Origin of the sequence: Kutzneria sp. CA-103260 (genome assembly GCF_018263855.1) — a bacterium.
Classification (GTDB): Bacteria; Actinomycetota; Actinomycetes; order Mycobacteriales; family Pseudonocardiaceae; genus Kutzneria.
The window spans coordinates 5554924-5574072 of sequence record NZ_CP073318.1 but is presented as its reverse complement, the minus strand read 5'-3'; the positions used below and the strand labels follow the sequence as shown (position 1 = coordinate 5574072).

Genomic DNA, 19149 nt, shown 5'->3' with positions numbered 1-19149 from the left:
CGACTGTTGTGGTCGGGTCACCGGCCGCCGCCCCGTTCCCGGCTCCGGTCCGCCTCGAAGCGCTTGGCCTGGAACTCGTTGCCAGCACGGCGATACGCGTCCGCCAGCTCGGTCAGCAGGCGCACCCGCCCGTGGGTGTCCGGCACCAGGCCCGTGTCCTTGGTCATCTCCCACGCCTCGCGCAGCCGGCTCGCGGCCTCGGCGTGTTCGCCCAGCTTGCTGTGCAGCTCGGCCGACGTGCGCAGGAGGTCGAAGCGATCCACGCGGGTCTGGGTCGTGGCAAGCTCCCGCTCCACCTCCTCCCGCGCCTCCCTCAGGCGTCGGGTGGACTTGTCTCCGTCAGCCTGCGTCGATTCCTTCTTGGGAGCAGGCGACGACTTGCGCGTGAGGGCGGCGTGCAGCTCGGCCGCGTCCCGAAACCGTTCGTGTGGTTCGTACTTCAGGCACCGCAGCACGATGCGGTCGAGCTTCGGGGTCACGGTGTTGCTCAGCGCCGACGGGGGCACGACCGAGTGCCGCCGCTTCGCCTGAAGCAGCCAGTCGTCCTGCTCGTCGTCGGACAGGCCGACCGGCGGCACGAGGGCGCGGAACGGGTGCTGTCCGGTCAGCCCCTCGTACATCAGCACGCCGAGCGAGTAGACGTCCGAGGCCGGCGTGCTCTTGCCCGAGGACGCCTCCGGCGCCATGTAGCCGACCGTGCCGGCCACCCCGTCGGAGCGGCGCGATTCCCCGTGCCGGACGGCCAGGCCGAAGTCGATCAGCCGCACCCGGTTGTCCAGACCGAGCATCACGTTGTCCGGCTTGAGGTCGCGGTGCATCAGCGGCCGGGCCAGCCGGTGCAGCGCGCCCAGCGCGCTCGCGATCTGGACCGCCCAGGTGGTGAGCTGCTCGGCGTCGAGCCGGCCCTGCCCGGCGATCCGGTCGGCCAGGCTGATGCCCTCGACGTACTCCATGGCCAGGAAGGCGCGGCCGTCCTCGGCGGTGAGCCCGGCGTCGAACACGTGCACCAGGTGCAGCTTGGCCGCCGTATCGGTGATCTGGTCCATGGCGTCGGCCAGCATGAACGCGTCGCCAAGCAGCTCGACCGCTTCGTCGGCGCGCAGGTCCGTGCGGTGGGACAGCTTGACCGCCACCCGGCGCAGCGGCCGGTCGAGGGCCAGCTGCGTGCTGCGGAAGACCGCGCCGAACGCGCCCTCGCCGAGGAACGCCTCCAACCGGTAGTCGCCGATGGTCTGTCCCTCGAGGTCGCGGGCGCTCACCCGTGCCGTCCCGAGTCGACCGCCGAGGTGAACACGACGTCGACGTCCTGTCCGCGATGGACCAGCTCGATCCGGTCGCACGTCTGGTAGGCCCGCTGGTCGCGGGTCGCCGCGCGCACGATCGGGTCCTCGACCCACTCGGCGATCAGCTTCTTGACGATGCGTCCGCCCTCCTGGCCGTTCGCGTCACGGTTGCGCCTGTCGGCCAGGTCGGCGATGTGCTCCACCAATGTCTCCGGCACTTCCAGTTGCTTGTCCCTGGTAGCCCAGAACCGCTGCCGCTGCTCAAGGACCTTCCGGGTGATGCCGCCCATCGCCGCCCGGTCGAGCGGGTTGAACACGATGATCCGCTGGATGCGGGCCAGGAACTCCGGTGGGAAGACCACCTCGCGGGAGTGATGGTGGCGCATCGTCGGCAGGTGGTCGCGCACGGCCCGCTCGACGCCGGCCGGGGTGGCGCCTTCCCGGTGCAGCTGCGCGATCTTGTCGCTGCCCGCGTTCGACGTGAGGATGAAGATGGCCCGGTCGGCGTGCGCGCGGACGCCGCGCTGGTCCTCGATCCAGCCCTCGTCGAACAGGTTGAGGAACGGCTTCCACACGTCAGGATGGGCCTTCTCGGCCTCGTCGAGCAGGAACACGCAGTACGGGTCGGCGTTCAGGTCGTTGATCAGCCGGCCGCCGCGCTCGTGGCCGACGTAGCCGGCGGGCACGCCGATGATGCCGCTGACCGAGTGCCCTTCGAGGAAGTTGCCCATCGTGTAGACCTGGAGCTTCTTGGACGCCGAGTAGAACCGGGCCAGCGTCTTGGCCAGCTCGGACTTGCCGGTGCCGGTCAAGCCGGCGAAGAACAGCACCGAGCCGGCCCGCAAACCGAACTTGATCAGGCGCAGCTCCTCGGCGACCGCCTTGACCGCGTGCTCCTGGCCGACAACCTCCGCGCCCAGCGCCTTCTCGTAGTCCTCGCCGGCCGCCGGGTCGATTCCGGACAGCTGCCCCTCGGGCACGCCGGAAAGCCGCGCGACCACCGTGATCACGTCCTCGGTCGTGACGCGCTGACGCTCGCCGTCCATCACCGTGCGCTCGAAGTCGAGGTCCTCGCAGGCCCGCCGCAGCACCGCGACGGCCTTGCGCGGCAGCCGCTCGTTGAGGATGTAGTCGGCGCACAGGCCCACCGCGCGCTCCACGGCCTTGGGCTCGATCTCCAGGCCGAACTCCTCGGCCAGACCGCTCGCCACGCGGTCGACCATGTCCAGCGCGATCTCCCGGTCCGGCTCGCGCAGCTCCACCCGGGTGACCAGGGACCGCACCGCCTGGTCGCCCGCGAACAGGTCCTCGTAGTCGGTGGCGTCCAACACGCCGATGAGCTGCACCTGGCCCTGCGTGAGCGCGGCCCGTAACTGCATCCGGTGGTCGGCGCCGGACTCGCCGCGCAGCAGCTGCCCGAGCCCGTCCAGGCAGAGCACCAAGTCGGTGCGGCCGGCCACATGGCTGAAGACCGCGGCGAGCTTGCGGCCGCTGTCGGCCGGCGCGACGTCACGGCCGTCGGCCCACACGAAGCGCTTGTGGCGCAGGAACTGGATCTTCCCGGTGGCGGCCCGCCGGGCCAGCTCGCGCACGAGCGCGGTGCGGCCGACCCCGGCGTGGCCGGTGATCAGCACGTGGTTGCCGGACTTGCGGAACAGGGCCCGCGTCATCAGCTCGACCGGCGCGTCGAGGTGCGGCGCGACCGGAATGCCCTTGGTGCGGGCGGTGTGCGTGAGGTCCTCGGACGGCAGGAGGTCGCCGGGTATCCGGAACGGCACCTCTGGCGGTGGCTTTCCCTGCCCGTCACGCAGGAACTGTTCCAGCTGGCGACGCGCGGTGGCCAGGTTGAGCCGCAGCGGCTCGCGTTCGAGTATCAACACCAGCCGCGCGGGCGGGTCCTCCAGCAGCGCGCCCAACAGGTGCTGCGGCCCGACCCGATCGACGCCCCACACCTGGGACAGCCGGTGCGCGTCCTGCAACAGCGCGACTGTCGCGTCGCCGAGGTCCTCCTGGCGGAGCTGGAGCGGACTCGCCGCGCGCTCGGAGATCCGCAGCGCGTTGGCCACCGCCTCGGCCACGCGGGACGGCCCCAGCTCGGCCGGCACCTGCAGCCGCACCAACCGCTCGGCCAGGCCCTCGGTCTCCGCGAGCAGGGCGAGCAGGCAGTGCGGCGGCAGCACCCGGTCGTAGCCCAGCTCGGCGGCCCGCACGCACGCGTTCTGGAGCACCACCCACGCCGCCTCGGTGAACATCTCGGAGCGCAGCCGCCCGGACGCCCCCTCGAACAGCGTGGCCGGGGGCGCGGACGCCAGCGCGATGTGCTCGCGCAGCACCCGCTCGACGGTCTCGGTGTCCAGGATCGGCACCCGTATCTCCAGGTGCCGCATCACACTCAGCATGAGCAGTTCCAGCTCGGAGCCCGCCGCCTGGTCACGGGCCCGCGCGGCGTCGAACTCGTCCATTGCCCGCAGCGCCGCGGCGGAGAACCGGTCGCGCTGCCCGTCGAACTCCTCGCGCGCCGACCCGGGCGGGTTGTGCACGGTGATGATCTGCCGCACGTGGTCGATCTCGGCGTCCGGCGACAGGGCCATGGTGATCGTGGCGAGCAGCTGGCGGTCGCTGGCGGACAGCGCGGCGGCGAGGAAGTCGCTGGGGCGCACCGGCGCGGTCCGCCGGTCGACCGCCGCCAGCACGATCGCTTCTGTCCTCGGTTCGAGCCCGACCGTGCTCAGCAGACCATTCTCGAACAGCACTCGAAACCTCAGCCCTCGCACGGCGTCGATGTCGGGCCAATTCTGCGCCGACCGGCGGGCTCGCCGCCCAGCAAATGGCCGAAATAGGCCATCCGAGGGTAGTGGTTCGCGTACTATCCGCAGCCCATGGAGACACCGATCCGGCTGGCTGTGCGGCTGGCTGAGGCAAGCGACGATGACCTGGTCGAACTGGTTGATCTGCTGCGCGACGCCGGCGCCGGGGAGGTCGAGCGGCCGCGTTTCGGCGAGACCCAGGCCGATGTTCGGGGCGTGGAGTCCGAGATCGCCGACGTGGTCGCGACCGTGACGCCCGCGGTCGGGGTGGTGGAGCGGATCGTGAAGACCATTCGCGGCTGGCTCGGCCAACGCCCGCGGCGCACCATCAAGCTGGTCATCGGCAAGGACAGCATTGAGATCACCGGATTCTCCACCGCCGCCCAGGACGAACTGGTGCGCGCGTTCGTCCAGCGCGTCTGCGACCAGGACTAGTGCGGTGACCGAGCTGCGCGTCAGCGTGCAGGGCACGCCAGCGGACCTGATCCTGACCTGCGGCTACGAGCTGAGGTCGTCGACGGCGGACGGCGCGGGATCGCTTGAGCAGGAGTACGTGGTCGAGCCGTCGCCCGCGCTCGTGTGGCGATCGTGCGAGGAACTGGACCAGCTGGTCACGGACGTCGTCCGCGCCGGCTCGGCCGACAGCGAGGCCGGCGCGCAACTGGTCAAGATCGGCGCGCGCCTGTACAAGGCCCTCTTCCCCTCCGCTGACGGGAGCATCCCCGAGCTGGTCCGCCGGCTGCGGGAGGCCGAGGGGCCGTTGCTGTTGCGCACCAACGAGTCGACGATCCCCTGGGAGCTGCTGCACGACGGCAACGACTTCCTGGCCATGGGACGCGACATCGGCCGGCGGCCGCTGGTGACCCAGCGGGTGGTCCCCGGTCGCAACCTCGACGCGATCCGCCGAGCGCTGATCATCGGCGACCCGCTCGGCGACCTGCCCAACGCCCGGGAGGAGGCCGAACGGATCAGCGCCTGGCTGCACGACAGGGGCGTCGAGTGCACGACGCTGATCGGCCGGCGGGCCGACCCGTCGGGCGTGCAAGACCAGCTGGCCACCGGCGAATACGACCTGCTGCACTACTGCGGCCATGTGGTGACGGCGCCCGGGACCACGTACGCCGGCCTGTACCTGCACGGCAAGGAGATGTTCGACCAGCGCTCGATGATGAGCCTGGACGCGCACTGCATCCCGCCCGTCGTGTTCGTGAACGGGTGCGCCTCCGCTGACCGGATGGCCAACCTGTGCGTGCCGTTCATGGTGCACGGCGCGAAGATCGTGGTGGGCGCCCGGCATCCCGTGGGGGACGTGCCATCCCGCGAGTTCGCCGAGCACTTCTACACCAAGCTGCTGGCCAAGGCGTCCGCCGGCGACGCCGTGCGGACCGCGCGACAGGCGCTGCGGGACGCCGGCAAGATTGAGTGGGCGTCGTTCGTGCTGTACGGCGATCCCGCGACGCGGATCGCCGTCGGCGAGCCGGCGCCGGCGCCGCCGCCGCAGCCAACGTCCGAAGTGGACAGATACCGGATGGACGCCGAGGCCCGGCTGGTGATGGACCGGATGGTGCGCAACGCCGGGCCGGCCGGCTTCGTCAGTTCGCTCGACCTGTTCCTGGAACTGCTGGCCACCGACGTCATGCGGGCGCGGATCACCGACGCGGTCGGCGCCGAGCACCTCGCCCTCGCCGTCTACGCCGCGGAGCTGCTGCGCACGACCCAGGCCAGCACGCCGGTGGGCCGGGCCAACGCCGACCGGACCGTGCAGGTCTCCGACACCGTCAACAACGTGCTGTGGCGGGCCGAACGCGCCGCCCAGGTGGCCGGTCGCGACGCCATCACCGTCGCGGACCTCATCGACGAGTTCGTGGCAGTGGGCGGCGGCTCGACCGGGCCACTGCTCGGCCTGCTGCGCATTCCCCTGCACCGCCTCGGCCCGTCCGGGCCCCAGTCGGTGGCAATCCGAACGACCGAGTCCCAGCCGGCCGTCGTGCCGGAGGATCCCGCCGCCGCCGACGACTTGTTCGACGAGACCGGGGATCTCCGCTTCGACCGCCTCGGTCCCGATGTCGTCCGTGCCATCCGTACCGCCGGCATGGTGGCTTCGCTCGTCGGCCAGCCGATCTCCAGCGGCCTGCTGCTCTACGGCTTCGCCGCGGCGGGAGGCGGCGCCCTGCGCGGCGCGCTCGACCGTCAGGGCGACGCCGGAGCGGCCGCGATCGAGTCCCTGACGCCGGCCCGCCGGACCCGGGAGAACCGGTTCTCCCCGCGGCTGAGGAAGATCCTGCTAGCCGCTCTTGAGGATCGGCAACGCCTCGACGAAGCCGCAGTCCTGCGTCACCTGGTCGCCGAGCCATCGTCGTCGGCGCGGGAGGTGCTCACCCGGTCTTCGGTCGATATCGCCCGCCTGGTAAGCGACTTGTAGTCACTCATCTCAGCTCACCGCCGACGTCAAGCTGGTGATCTCGATCGGGCCGTTGACCGGGTGAGCAATGGCGTCAGCTTGCTGAGGGAGCCTGTACCGTGCCAGAACTCAGCACTGATGCCGTTAGACCGGGCGGTCCTGTCCGCCCTCGCCAGGATGCTGCCGCACTCACTGAGAGGACATCGGCTCGTCACTCCAGCCATGTTGTTGGCCTGGCACCGGCGTCTGGTCCGGAGCAAGTGGACGTACCCGCGCCGGACAGGCGCCCACCGATCGCCGAGGAGCTCCGTTCCCTGGTTCTGCTTGTAGCGCAGCAGAATCCTCGATGGGGACACCGCCGCATCCAGGGTGAACTCTCCTGGTTGGGTTACCAGGTTGGCACGGGCACGATCCGTAGGATCCTGAGTCAGGGCCGTCTGGGACCGGCGCCACGAGGCGCAGACACGACGTGGCGAACGTTCCTGTGTAACCAAGCACAGGGCCTGCTCGGGGTCCACCTCGACACCCTCGCCTGCGCCGGCGCTCCGTGCTGTTCGTGATGGAAGTGCGCACGCCCAGAGTGCACATCCTTGGTGTCACTGCGAATCCGGCCGCATCGTGGGTCATCCAACAGGCACGGACCCTGGCGATGGACCTCGCGGATCGGATCGCCTCGTTCCGGTTTCTTATCCGAGACAGAGGCACGAAGTTCATCGCCGGGTTCGACACCGTGTTCACCGACGAAGGGATCGAGATCGTGAAGATTCCACCTCGGACACCTCGAGTGAACTGCTACGCCGCGAGGTTCGTACGTAGCGTCCGGGTGGAGTGCACAGACAGGATGCTGATCTACAACGAGCGTCACGCCGCCGCCATCCTGGGCGAGTACGCCTGGCATTTCAATGACCACCGGCCACACCAGGGCCTCGGTCAGCGGCCACCGAACCATGATCCAGCGAGCGTCATCCCGCTGGACGTTCCGATCACACGCCGGAAGGCGCTCGGCGGCGTGATCAACGAGTACCGGCGAGCCGCCTGACCTGACCGGCGAAACGCCTGGTCACCGCCCACGCGTCGACTTTCGGCACGGTACATGCCGCGGCCGTTGCGGTTGGCACGGTTGGGGCACAAGCGAAAAGACGTCGACGACGACTACTCGCACGTGACGGACCAGATGGTCGAGGACATGCTCGACGCGCTCCAGGACCGCTGGGAGAACGACGGCGGGTGGACCTGGGGCGGGGAAACGGCGTGAACTCTTCGGAATCGCGGAAGTGGTCAGGGGGCCGTGCTCCCCATTTGCTCCCCGAAATGGCAGACGCCCTGCCGATGAGCATCATCGGCAGGGCGTCTGGCCTGGTGAAACTTCCTGTGGGCGATACTGGGATCGAACCAGTGACCTCTTCGGTGTGAACTATCGGCAACCGCGTTTCCGCAGGTCGGTGACGACAGTCGATCGAGGCGGACCGGCGGTGACGGCCGCTCACGGTCGCTGCGGTTGCTGTACTTCGCTGCTGTGCCCCGCCGCCGGCTCGCCACCGCCTAGCCGGCCAGCTTTGCGGCCTTTCGGGTTCGGCGCTGACGGCCGGCTGGGGAGTCAGCGTGGCACCTACAACATCGGACGGATTTTGAACGGATCCCAGTTCCGCTCAGTGAGCTGGAGGGATGGTGCGCCCAGCGGCGGTTTGGACGCGAGTTGGACGCAGCACCTGCCGTGTCACTGACTAGCGGTGGCCGCAGCCACCGGAGGCTGCACTATCTGCGCGTACCAAGTGTCGGCAGCCCACCGGGCACGGTGCGCACGACCCCGACCAGGTGTGCCCGGACATGGTAACGGCCGATGTCGGCCGCGGGTTTGCCCGCGACGTCGGCGCGGCCGGCGGTTACGCCGACGCCGTTGCCTCGCTAACCAGAACTCGGCGGCGAACCCAAGATGCGGTTCGCCGCTTATTTATTGATCCTCAAGGATGCGGACTGACACATCCCTGACAAACTCTCGCGCCTCACCGCTTGTCAAATACAACTCACCCTCTAGCACCTTCCGCAACCATGCCGCCTTATTGCCCGCCGGAACCAACGGGTGGAAGCGCTCCAACTCTCCGCAGCGCACCATAAAGACGCCCAGTTTGCGCAGCTCAGAATCGATGTGCTCGAAACTGGCGAGCGCTTCTCCGCCGAGCATACTAGCGCCGCTCTGCTTGAAATCTCTCCAACCGCTCTTTGGTGACACCGCCTCCTTTATTGAATTCGCTTCGCCTGACCCAAGCTCTTTTGTGGCCTTGCCGTCAAAAATTGATACAACCTTCGCTCTTGCGGTAACGCGCTCAACTTTCAAAGAGCGAGATTCCATAGCGTCAACGATCGCATTGCGCCTTGGTCGCAACGCGGCGTAGTCGCCGCCGTACTCCTCAATCAAGCCCTTAAAGTCGGCCTCATTGTGCAAAATATCAATATCGACAATACAAGCCACGGGCACCTTTGCGGCTCGAAGGACCGAAACAACCTTAGCGATTCGAGCCTTGCCGCCGCAGTGCGTAAAGTGGAGGCTCAACGAGGAAACGGGAGTTCCATCATTGAGAGCATCCAGGCCGTCCAAGGTTGCACGGTAGTACGTACAGTCCGCCTCGGATTCACAAACAACGACGCCTTGAGAGAAAAGCCCGTCGAGCACGCCATAGTATCGAACTAGCGGATCGCCGTACAGATCTGCCACGGCTGAACTTGTCAACTGTGCAACGTGGTTAATATCGCCGTTACGTGTGAGTCGAACAATGGAGATATCGTCTTCGGCTGCCTTGACGGAAGTGACGCCCTCGATAATGTCCTTGCTATGGGTTGCAACAATGACCTGCGTTCCATTGTCGCGCCGCTCGGCTAGGATTCTACCGAGCAAGCGAGCCTGTGGCGGATGCAAAAATGCTTCCGGCTCGTCAATCAGAACAATCGGAAACGGCGAGTCCAAGATTGACAGAAGGATGCCCACAAAGGCTCGTATACCATGCCCCTGTGATTGCAGCGATGGCAATGCGTTAAGCTCGGTGAGATACTGTCGAGAAGGCGAAGGTCCATCTTCGGGGACAGACACGGCCCCCACGTGGGGATGGATCATTGATCCCGCATAGCGGTTCACCGTGAGAGGCGCACCAAATGCGCGGCGCATGTAGTCGCTAACTACCCGCTCCAACTCCCTGTTAGCGAAAAGCTTTTGCATCGGATCTTCGGGTAGCGCATGTAGGAGGTCGTAAGACGGCCTACTGTCAACCCGATTCAACCTGCTCTCTGCATCCAGGTGTAGCACGAGGAAGTTGCTAAGAACTTCCAGACTTTCAGCGTTGTTCCAGGCCGCAGCAAACTGATGTGTCACATAGTTTCCACCATTGCGTCTGTACGTCGGCTCCCCGGAAGGACCGTCAACATACTTCCCCGGTGGCCGAGGTGGATAGTTTATATTGAACCAGTTCAGAAACTCGTCAAAGGTCCCCTCTTTGTGTAGCGCAGGACTGGCGACAACGCGTACGCCCTGTATGTGCGCGCCGGGAACAAGTGAAAGTTTCGCCTGAAGCTCGCCAAGTAGTGAGGTCTTGCCCGCGTTGTTAGGTCCAACTATAGCCGTGACACCACTGGCGACTTCAATCTCGTCGCCCGAAAGCAGTTTGATCTTATTTAGTCTGACATGCATCGAATGGACACCTTTAAGCTATTAGCAGCAATTGATCTAATTATGTCACACGTCGCCCGGTCGCACCACATGCGACCATAACGTGACCCGTTCGTGTCAACAGCCCGGCAAGTGACCTGGATTGCAATTGAGCTTCCATCTGGCGCAAGCGCTTGTGTGGGTAACTATCGCAACACCAACGCATTTACTGGCATACCCAAAGTGGCGGCGTGGTCGAGATCGTGCGGGAGCGATTCCTGGTCGGCGCGGACATCGTCGTCCTGGTCGACACCGACGGCGCCGAGCTGGAGCGCTGGCCCACCGGCGCCCTGTACGAGCAGCTGCTGTACGCGGGAGTGCTGATCATTTACGACCCCATCAGCTGGCTCGGCGTGTGTGACGGTCAGCGCTATCTGTCACCAACGCCGGCATGTCACCTGGTCGTTCGCGGTGGAGAGTCACCAGTAGTTGTCACCAGATGTCAGCCCTACCTGTCACCAAACGCAGATGTCAGCGCAGTTGTCACAAGATCGGGTGGCATCCGATGGTGACCGGCCCGCCGTGCGCTTCGATGGCGCGGTGCAGGTGATCAAGCCCTGGTTACCCGACCACGCCGGCGACGAGCCGGCCCCAACGCCGTTGTGGTCGCACCGGTCCGGGTGGCACGAACTGGCCCAGACCAGCACCAACCTCGACCAAGCGCGCGACGAACTCGTCGGTCACGTCGGCGGCGACCTCCAGGGTGCGGAGGAAGGCTCGCAGGCGCCGTTCTCTGGAGCTGGCAGGATGTGGTGGAGGGGAGTCGTGTTTGTCGGACGCGCGTTCCCTTTCCCGACCCGAGGATTGGACGCAATGGGACGCTCGTCGGTGTTCACCTTCCAGTACATCGCCATCGACACGGAGGCTGGTGTCACGCCGGAGGAGTTCGAGACCTTCGTGCGTGGTGAAGGCGTTCACCTGCCCTTGTACCCAGGGTGGCGGTGGACTCTGCTGCGCGGGTTGCGCGGAGAGCGGACCGGGCAGTACCTGATGTTGTACGAGATCGAGAGCGCCGAGCAACGCGACCGCTACGTCACAGCCCAGGGTGAGCAGACCGAGCTGGCCCGGCTGTTCTGGGCGCGGCGCCCCGAGGCGGAGGCTGTGCTGGCACGATGGCGGCGGCTGGGCACGTTCGGTGAGCTGCCTACGTTGTTCACCGACTACCGGCTGCTGGCCGACAATCCGCGGAGCACGGTCACGCCCGGCCCCCGCTACCGCGACCGCCCGGGGGAGGAGCCCGTCGCCCGGGTCGTCGGGATCCACAACCTGGCGTTGCGCGCCGGTGTGACCGAGGAGATGTTCGACCGCTTCATCGCCGAGAACCACCACCGGATCGACGACTACCCGGACTGGCGGTTCCACGTGCTCAAGGGCGAGCGGGGCAACCGCCTCGACCAGTACGTGATGATGATGGAGATCGCGAGCCTGGACGCGCTGGACGTCTTCTACCCCGAGCCCGACATCGCCACCGGCGAGGCCGCGGAGTTCGCGGCCGCCCACCGCGACACCAAGCAGATGTACGAGGAGTGGAAGCAGCTGGCCTCGTTCTCGGGCTCGCCGCAGATCTACACGGACTACCTCGCCGTCGCGGAGAACCCGGCGTAGCCCCGCACGACCGGGACGGGCCCTGGATCAGGTGGTGGTGAGGTGGTGGGTCCGAGGATCGAGAGATCTACCGCTGGAGCGACCAGTGGTGCCACCCAAACCGATACGCCCGGTCGAGGCCCCAGGCTCAGCACGTTGCCCCCTACGAGGCCGCGGCATGGGCTGTGCTGTCCCAGCGGGTCCGGATCGTCCAAGCAGCCCGACTACGCGAGAACCTCATCCGCGACCACGGCCAGGACGGTGCCTTTCCCGCCCCCGGCCTGGTGCGCGGCCTCGATCTCGACCTGCCCGGCCGCAAGAGCGAATACCTGCACGCCGTCGCCGAGGCGGCCCTGGACGGGCACCTCGACGGCGACCGGCTCCGGGCGTTGAATCCCGACGACGCGGTCCGTAGCGTGCAGGAGGTGAAGGGTCTCGGGCCGTTCGCAGCCGAACTGGTCGTCATCCGGGGTGCCAACGCCCCGGACATGATCCCGCACCATGAACACCGGCTCGACAACGAGATCGTCCAACAGTACGGCCCCGGCCACACGCTGGCCGATGTGTCCGATGCGTGGCGGCCGTTCCGCACCTGGGCCGCGGTCCACCTGCGCACCCTGCGCGAAGAACGGACCCACGAAATCTCCGGGCACACGCCGGCCTGAAACGCACCACAACCGGACGCGTCATGGCGCCGGGCGTCGATCGACGCCTTCCTCGCTACCCGAAGATCAACGGCAACCCGAAACGCCCTGCACACGTATCCTCCCACCGCAAGCCCCAGCTGCGGTCACAACTCACGGATACACAGTCCGTCGTCACGCATAGTGCGGTCGCCGCCCACGAACAAGTGCGGTCACATCAGGCCGACAAAACCACTGCCGGTCAGCGGCAGGAGCGGATGTTCGACTGGTCTCGAACCGGTGGTATCCACAGCTGTGCCTTGTGGTGGGTGAAGTGCCGAGCACCCAAGGGGGCGAGGGCCTGTACGGGCTCCGAACCGTGAAACCCGTACAGGCCTGGCAGCGCCTCGGAGGTTACTAGTTCCGGCCTGCAATGACGCCGCCGTCGACGTCCCAGATCGCGCCGGTGACCCAACCGGCCTGGTCGGAGAGGAGGAAGGTGACCACGGCGGAGACGTCCTCGGTGGTGCCGATCCGGCCGACCGGGTGGAAGGCGTTGAACCCCGCCAGCACGGTGTCGACCTCGGCCGGTGGGATGAAGCCCTCGTAGATGGGGGTGGCCACCACGGCCGGGGAGATGGCGTTGACCCGGATCTTGTGGGTGGCCAGCTCCAGGGCGAGGTGCTGGGTCAGGGCGTGCAGACCGGCCTTGGCCATCGAGTACGCCGACGACGGGGTCGCGGCGATGGCCTGCTTCGCCCACATGCTGCCGATGTTGACGATCGCGCCACCGTGGCCGCTGTTGACCATGCCCTGCGCCACGGTCTGGGTGATCAGGAAGGTGGCCTTGTTCAGGTCGAGGTAGGCGTCGTAGTCGGCGGCGGTGTGGTCGAGGAACGGCAGCGGCTTGAACACGCCTGCCGCGTTGACCAGCAACGTGGCGTCAGCGTGCTGGTCGGCCAGTTCCTCGCGGACCCTGGTCGCCTCGGCGGGGTCGCGCAGGTCGGCGGTGATGCCCCACGCCTGTCCGCGGGTGGCCAGGTCGGCCACGGTCTTCTCGACCCGCTCGAGGTGGGAGCCGATGACGACCGCGCTGCCGCCGCGGCTGACGACGTCCTCGGCGATCTGACGGCCCATGCCGCTGCTGCCGCCGACTACGACGAGCTTGCGGCCGGTGAAGTCCTGTCCCATGGTGGTTCTCCTCATCTGACTACCTACTAGTTGGAAGGTTTATTGGTCATGCAAAACGGCGCCGCGGTGCCACGCACGGCGGCCTTGGGTGGTGCGTTTTCAGAGCAGGGCGTCGACCAAGGTCGCCGCCACCGACCGGACCACATCCCGATCCTGTCCAGCGGCGCCGTCCGGCTGCCCGTGAGCGCGGGCCAGGAGCAGCGCCCCCTCCAGGGACGCCAGGTAAGCCTCGGCCGCCGCACCGGTCCGGGTGGCGGGCATGCCCGCCTCGGCCAACACGCCGGCCACCCATTGCCGCTGATCGGCGAAGAACGCGTCCGTCGCCTGCCGTACCTGAACGGGCAGGCTCTCCGCATCCACGGCGAAGACGCCGCAGAGGCAGATGCGGCCGCCTTGGGCAAAGGTCTCGGCGTACAGTCCGGCATAACCCACCAGGCGCTGCCGCGCGCCCGCCGCGTCGTCGTCGACTTCCTTTCGCGCTACGGCGAACCGTTCCCGATAGCGCGCGATCAGCGCCTCGGCCAGTGCGGCTTTGGTGGGGAAGTGGTGGTGGATGCTCGGCTTCGTGATGGACAGCTCGGCACTGATGTCGGCGTAGGAGAAGCCGTTGTACCCCCGAACCTGCACCAGCGTCTGAGCGCTGTCCAGGATCCGATCCGCTGTCGTGGTCACGCGACAATTTCTACCTTCTAGTTGGTAGGCAGTCAAGGGGTGTCCGGCGTCACCGGGTGGGGTAACGACCCGGGAAGCCGTGGTGCGGATGCAGCGGCTGACGTTCGAGACTCAGCGTGCTGCCGGTGATGTGGCGCAGTCGCGGGAGTCGGCCTTCGTCCGCAACGCCGACTTCGACCTGTCAGCGGTGACCGCGCGAACCGTTGTCGGGTCGGGTGATCACGATGTCGACCACTTCCAGACCGCCACGGACTATCTGGCCTCGTCGATCCCTGGCGCGGTGCGGGTGGCCTTGGCCGAGCTGATGGGGGATCTGCCGCTGGCGATGGAGCAGGCTGCCGCCTACATCGACACGACCGGCAGTCCGATCGCAACCTACATCGACCTGGTTGCGACCCGGGGCGAGAAGATGCTCGGCAAGGGCCAGGTCCTCGACAGCCGCCATCGTTTGACCACGGTATGGGACGTGCACCTGGACGCCCTGCACCGTGACCATCCTGCCGCGATGTGCCTGCTCAACATCTGCGCCTACCTAGATCCCGACGCCATTCCGCTGGACCTGTTCACCAATAATCCCGACGAGCTGCCTGAACCCCTGGGCGAGGTGTTCGAGGACCCGATCGAGTTCGTCGACACTGTGGGCGTGCTTGTCGGGTATTCACTGGTACGGAGGGCGAGCGAGACGGTGTCAGTTCACCGTCTGCTTCAACAGGCCTTGCGGCGACGGAACGGCGAGCTGACCGGTGAGCAGCCTGACTGGCGGGCCATAGCCCAACGGCTGCTGTTTGCCGATCTCCCGACCGAGATTATGATTGTCCCGGAGAACTGGCCTCGCTGGCGGGATCTGCTGCCGCACGTACTGGCTTCGTGTCCGGCCAATCACGACCAAGCCAGTTCTGAACTCGAGGTCGTGTCCTGGTTGTTGGATCGTGCGGCGACGTATCTGCAAGTCCAGGGCCAGCCTGGGCAGGCGAAGCTGTTGTTTGAGCGGGCGGTGACCATCGACGAGGCGGCTCTAGGCCCCGACCACCCCACTTCAACAATCATCAGACAACAACTGCGAGACCTGTAGGCCGAAACTCGGCCACGGTGTCCACCGGCCGCCCTCGTTCGGCCGCGCTGCCAGACTGGTCGAATGTCATCGTCGTGGCAGACCCTCAACGCGCACACGCAGACGCTGAACGCACTGCGAGAGACGCAAGTTGAGCAGGGGCAGAAACTCGACGCGTTGGAACGCAAGGTGAATGAACATCAGCAGGAGACCCGCGACGGGTTCGCGAAGGTCGGCGAGGGGATGAGCGGGATCACCAGGCTGTTGACCCAGCTCATCGAGCAGCGACCCGGCAAGTAGGCCCGCTCACGCTTTCGAGGTCTGCGACCCGGCGACCAGCTGGGACCGCAAGCCCTGTTTCGCCTGGTCAGCACCATCAAGCGGCGCCCGGTGGGCTCTGCCGCGAACCCATGTGAGTGCGACCAGGATGGCAACCGTGGACACGGTTCGTCGGCGGTTGGACAGAAACACTCATGTGGCAGAACAGCCCGCTTGACGACCGATGCGGACCCACCATCTATGAAGGAGCGGGGTCGGTCAAGACCCTTGGTAGTGCTGTGTTTCTTCGGTTTTCGGCGGCATAAGGTCAGACGCGTCTAACGGTGGAGGGGTCAAGGCTGGCCGGAGGCCACCCCGCCAGGGGGCTTGGCCTTGACGACGACACCGGGCGCGTCAGGCTGGTCATGCCGAAAGCCGGCACCACCACACAGATTCACGTAACCAGAAGCAGAGATCCTTTCACCGCGGGAACACCGAAGACCAGCCGTGTTCACCAAGAACCGGGGCGTACCCGGCGGCGTGCCGAAGACTCGGCCGCCGTTCATCTATTCGCGTGTCAGCATGGTGAGCTACGACCGTGACCGGACAGGATCAATCAACCCGACGACCACGCCCGAACACAGGGGGTCAGGGTGGGTTCGATCCGTGGCCGGTCACGTCCGAGCCCGCTCACGCCACGCCCACACGACGCTGCTGGGCCAGGGCACGGATGTGCCCGTCGCGCAGGCCGTAGAACACCAGCGTGAGCAGTCTGCGTGCCACCGCCACGGTGGCGATGTTGCGGCCCCGACGCTGCCGGATCCCCTCCCGGGTGGCCACCAGCCAGCCCGCGTCCGCGGGAACCCGCTGGGCGGCCTCGACCACCGCCCACCGCAACAACGTCGAGCCCTGCTTGGTGATCCGACCCCGACGCACCTTCACATCCGACTCTCGATGCCGCGGCGTCAACCCGGCCCACGAACACAAGTGCCGGGGCGTGGCGAACCGGTGCACATCGCCGATCTCGGCCACCAGCACCGCGGCCAGCACCGGGCCGACACCGGGGATGGCCTGGACCGTGGCATACCCGGGATCGCCTGCCAGCCGGGCCGCGATCACCCGGGTCGTCGTCGCGATCTCGAAATCGAACGCCTCGATCAGCCGGCACAACGAGTTCACCCGCGCCCGGTACGGCGGGTCCAACGCGGCCTGGGCCAGCAGTTGCCGGCCCCGGACCCCGAACAGGTCGGTCACCGGCACTCGCAGGCCCTGTTTGGCCAACACCGCGTGCACGCTGGCCTTCAGCCCAGTGCGCTGACTCACCAGCTTCGCTCGATGCCGCACCAGCTCGCGCAGCTCCCGCACCGCCGGCGGGGCGACCCAGGCCTCGGGCAGCCGGCCCATCCGCAGCAGATCCGCCAGGTCCGCGGCGTCCCGCACGTCGTTCTTGACCCGCCGGTAGGCGAATCCCTTGATCCCCAACGGATGCGCCAAATGCACCACGGCCCCGTGTTCGGCCAGCACATCCGCGGCCCAGTACCAGCCGTAGGTGGCCTCCACCACCACCTCCGGCGCCACGCCGGCCTTGCCGATCTCCTCAGCCAACCGCATCGGATCGTTCACGATCCGAACCACGTCCAGCTGCTCACCGGTCGCGGTCTGCCGCACGATCACCGACCGGAACCGATGCAGGTCGATCCCAACGAACTGTTTGCCGTCATACTCAGACACCAGGGGCCTCCCTTGCGTGAGAAGTTGAGCACCCTGAGCATCCCGCTCGGGACCCACCAGGAGCGAGGCCCCGCTCCTTCATCCCATCAACCGACGTTGTCAGTACCGGCAGGATTGACGCCGTGTCGGCCACTCCGAACGCAAGAGCAGCACGTGGTGATCGACAAGACGGTGTGCGGAACACGGACCTTCGACTGGTCGAAGTCCTGGACCTGCGACAAGCTGCTCCCCACGCTGCTTCCGCCCGGTGCGAGCCTGACCGTGGTCCAACCCGATGGGACTACCCTTACCTACGTCGGAGAGGAGGACCCGCTATGAGCGGCTACAGCGCGAGCGCGCCCAGCGAACTCTACGAGGACGGCGGCTTCGACCTGCACGTGACCAGCCCCTCAGACGTGACTACTCTCGTCACCCGCCTTGCCGATCCCTTGACCGGCACGGCGCACATCGAGTTCGAGCAGGGCGAGGGCGTCGTCCAGGCGCATGTCGAGGGCGCGTACGGCTACCTGTTCCACGTCGATGAACGCGGCGCCGCCTACAGCCTGGGCGACCCGGATTCGCCCGCGGTGGACACGGACGAGCAGTCCTTCCCCGCCGGTGGCGGAATCACCATCAACGCCCTGAGCGGCGTGCTGACAGACCTACTGACGAGCAGCAGCCGTCCCACAACCATCGAGTGGCACCCGCTCGACGCTCCTAGCCAGGCATTGACACCCGCCCGACCGTGACGGCTTGTGCCCCTGCCCATTCGCGCGAGCCTGACTTGCTACAGCACGAGACCGCCCCCTCGACCTGTTTTTGCAGGCGAGGGGGCATTTTTGTGCCCCGTCGGGATTACCGCCAGTGCGATTCGAACGCGCACTGAGGTGATCTCACCAAGATCGGTCTGAGGCGGTGGGTGGGCTGCCTCTGACCTGCTTGAAGTGTTGGGATGGCCTGGGGTGAGACGTGGAGTCCCTGGTAAAAGACCTCTCGCCAAAGATGATCTTCGCCAGAAGGACTCCACGTGATCGCCCATCGCGCCATCCTCGATGTGCCCCGCGCACTCGCCCGGTACGTCGGTCGGTTATTACGGGCCGAACGCCGCGAACGCGGCACGCGCCGTGACAGCAGGGCATTGACCTGTTTCCAGCAAGGCGGTGCTTGCCCTGCGCTGGTTCCGGGACGGCCGCGATGTCCCCGCGTTGGCCCGCGACCACGGCGTCTCCCGCGCGACCGGTTACCGCTACCTCGACGAGGCCATCGCAGTGCCGGCCACGCCCGCCCCGGACCTGCACGACGCCCTGCGCCAGGCCAAAGCCAGCGGCGCGACCCACCTCGTCCTCGACGGCAAGCTGTTCGCCGCAGACCGGTTTGGCGAGAAGGCGACCAGTGTCAAAGGAGAGCGAATCGACGCCTGGTACTCGGGGAAAGCGCACGACCACGGCGGCAACTGCCAGGTCGTGATGGCCCCGGACGGCTTCCCGCTGTGGGCCTCCGACGTCGAGCCCGGCTCGACCCACGACCTGACCGCCGCCCGCGAGCACGTGCTGGGCGTCCTGTACTGGGCGGCCTCCCAACTGGGCCTGCCCACTCTGGCCGACGGCGGCTACGACGGAACGGGCATCGGAGCGCTCGCCCCGGTCAAACAGCCCCCTGGCAACCAAGTCCTCGACGCGGACGCCAAGGCGTACAACGCCCTGCTGCGCGACCTGCGCGCCCTCGGCGAGCGCGGATTCGCCCTGCTGACCAGCCGCTGGCGGGCATTTCGGCATACCACCACCAGCCCCCGCAAGATCGGCGACATCGTCAAAGCCGCACTCGTCCTCACCCATTTCGAACACGGCTGGCTCACATGAAACTCGCTGAGAC

The 19149-nt window shown here is 67.0% G+C and carries 17 protein-coding genes and 1 pseudogene; 12 read left to right on the top strand and 6 right to left on the bottom strand.

Annotated elements, in window-relative coordinates; translation table 11 throughout:
- Positions 1 to 17: 17 nt before the first annotated feature.
- Positions 18 to 1259 (bottom strand): serine/threonine-protein kinase, encoded by a 1242-nt coding sequence (locus JJ691_RS24250; RefSeq protein WP_211771000.1) that lies wholly within the window; start codon positions 1257 to 1259, stop codon positions 18 to 20.
- Positions 1256 to 4036: an AAA family ATPase gene (locus tag JJ691_RS24245; RefSeq protein WP_211770999.1), complete on the bottom strand. Its 2781-nt coding sequence runs from the start codon at positions 4034 to 4036 to the stop codon at positions 1256 to 1258. Before JJ691_RS24245 ends, JJ691_RS24250 begins: the two co-directional genes overlap by 4 nt.
- Positions 4037 to 4162: 126 nt before the next feature.
- On the opposite strand from JJ691_RS24245, the gene JJ691_RS24240 reads away from it, so the two are divergent.
- The 4 genes from JJ691_RS24240 (at position 4163) to JJ691_RS24225 (ending at position 7746) form a co-directional block, all read left to right on the top strand.
- Positions 4163 to 4525, top strand: a complete 363-nt coding sequence (locus JJ691_RS24240; protein WP_211770998.1) for an effector-associated constant component EACC1 — start codon at positions 4163 to 4165, stop codon at positions 4523 to 4525.
- Between the two features lie 4 nt (positions 4526 to 4529).
- Positions 4530 to 6512: a CHAT domain-containing protein gene (locus JJ691_RS24235; RefSeq protein ID WP_211770997.1), complete on the top strand. Its 1983-nt coding sequence runs from the start codon at positions 4530 to 4532 to the stop codon at positions 6510 to 6512.
- 526 nt (positions 6513 to 7038) lie between these two features.
- Positions 7039 to 7530: a transposase gene (locus tag JJ691_RS24230; RefSeq protein WP_249228147.1), complete on the top strand. Its 492-nt coding sequence runs from the start codon at positions 7039 to 7041 to the stop codon at positions 7528 to 7530.
- Between the two features lie 54 nt (positions 7531 to 7584).
- Complete coding sequence (locus JJ691_RS24225; protein WP_211770996.1) at positions 7585 to 7746, top strand: hypothetical protein; 162 nt, start codon at positions 7585 to 7587, stop codon at positions 7744 to 7746.
- A gap of 696 nt (positions 7747 to 8442) precedes the next feature.
- Here the strand turns inward: JJ691_RS24225 and JJ691_RS24220 are convergent.
- Entirely contained in the window at positions 8443 to 10170 is a 1728-nt protein-coding gene (locus tag JJ691_RS24220; protein ID WP_211770995.1) for an ATP-dependent nuclease, read from the bottom strand.
- A 209-nt stretch (positions 10171 to 10379) separates the two neighbouring features.
- Here JJ691_RS24220 and JJ691_RS24215 point away from each other — a divergent pair, with 209 nt between their 5' ends.
- The 3 genes from JJ691_RS24215 (at position 10380) to JJ691_RS24205 (ending at position 12437) form a co-directional block, all read left to right on the top strand.
- Positions 10380 to 10700 carry a hypothetical protein gene (locus JJ691_RS24215; protein ID WP_211770994.1) on the top strand — a complete coding sequence of 107 codons (321 nt, stop codon included), beginning with the start codon at positions 10380 to 10382 and terminating at the stop codon, positions 10698 to 10700.
- Between the two features lie 301 nt (positions 10701 to 11001).
- Entirely contained in the window at positions 11002 to 11793 is a 792-nt protein-coding gene (locus JJ691_RS24210; protein ID WP_211770993.1) for a hypothetical protein, read from the top strand.
- A 164-nt stretch (positions 11794 to 11957) separates the two neighbouring features.
- Complete coding sequence (locus JJ691_RS24205; protein WP_211770992.1) at positions 11958 to 12437, top strand: hypothetical protein; 480 nt, start codon at positions 11958 to 11960, stop codon at positions 12435 to 12437.
- A gap of 375 nt (positions 12438 to 12812) precedes the next feature.
- Here the strand turns inward: JJ691_RS24205 and JJ691_RS24200 are convergent, their stop codons facing one another.
- Both JJ691_RS24200 and JJ691_RS24195 read right to left on the bottom strand, forming a co-directional pair.
- The gene (locus JJ691_RS24200; RefSeq protein WP_211770991.1) at positions 12813 to 13586 is read right to left on the bottom strand and encodes an SDR family NAD(P)-dependent oxidoreductase; all 774 of its coding nucleotides are present in this window, start codon (positions 13584 to 13586) and stop codon (positions 12813 to 12815) included.
- A 99-nt stretch (positions 13587 to 13685) separates the two neighbouring features.
- Positions 13686 to 14258, bottom strand: a complete 573-nt coding sequence (locus JJ691_RS24195; protein WP_211770990.1) for a TetR/AcrR family transcriptional regulator — start codon at positions 14256 to 14258, stop codon at positions 13686 to 13688.
- 88 nt (positions 14259 to 14346) lie between these two features.
- Here JJ691_RS24195 and JJ691_RS24190 point away from each other — a divergent pair, with 88 nt between their 5' ends.
- On the top strand, positions 14347 to 15330 hold the full coding sequence (locus tag JJ691_RS24190; RefSeq protein ID WP_442912781.1) for a DUF7779 domain-containing protein: 984 nt from the start codon (positions 14347 to 14349) through the stop codon (positions 15328 to 15330).
- Between the two features lie 63 nt (positions 15331 to 15393).
- The gene (locus tag JJ691_RS24185) at positions 15394 to 15609 is read left to right on the top strand and encodes a hypothetical protein (protein ID WP_211770988.1); all 216 of its coding nucleotides are present in this window, start codon (positions 15394 to 15396) and stop codon (positions 15607 to 15609) included.
- Positions 15610 to 16257: 648 nt separating this feature from the next.
- On the opposite strand, the gene JJ691_RS24180 is transcribed toward JJ691_RS24185, so the two are convergent.
- Positions 16258 to 17298 (bottom strand): IS110 family transposase, encoded by a 1041-nt coding sequence (locus tag JJ691_RS24180; protein ID WP_211767675.1) that lies wholly within the window; start codon positions 17296 to 17298, stop codon positions 16258 to 16260.
- On the opposite strand from JJ691_RS24180, the gene JJ691_RS53415 reads away from it, so the two are divergent.
- From JJ691_RS53415 to JJ691_RS24165, 3 genes and pseudogenes are all read left to right on the top strand, one after another.
- Complete coding sequence (locus tag JJ691_RS53415) at positions 17254 to 17616, top strand: DddA-like double-stranded DNA deaminase toxin (protein ID WP_442912764.1); 363 nt, start codon at positions 17254 to 17256, stop codon at positions 17614 to 17616. The genes JJ691_RS24180 and JJ691_RS53415 overlap by 45 nt on opposite strands.
- Complete coding sequence (locus JJ691_RS24170; RefSeq protein ID WP_211770986.1) at positions 17613 to 18026, top strand: Imm1 family immunity protein; 414 nt, start codon at positions 17613 to 17615, stop codon at positions 18024 to 18026. Before JJ691_RS53415 ends, JJ691_RS24170 begins: the two co-directional genes overlap by 4 nt.
- A 278-nt stretch (positions 18027 to 18304) precedes the next feature.
- Positions 18305 to 19136 (top strand): annotated as a pseudogene (locus tag JJ691_RS24165) (transposase family protein).
- Positions 19137 to 19149: the final 13 nt, after the last annotated feature.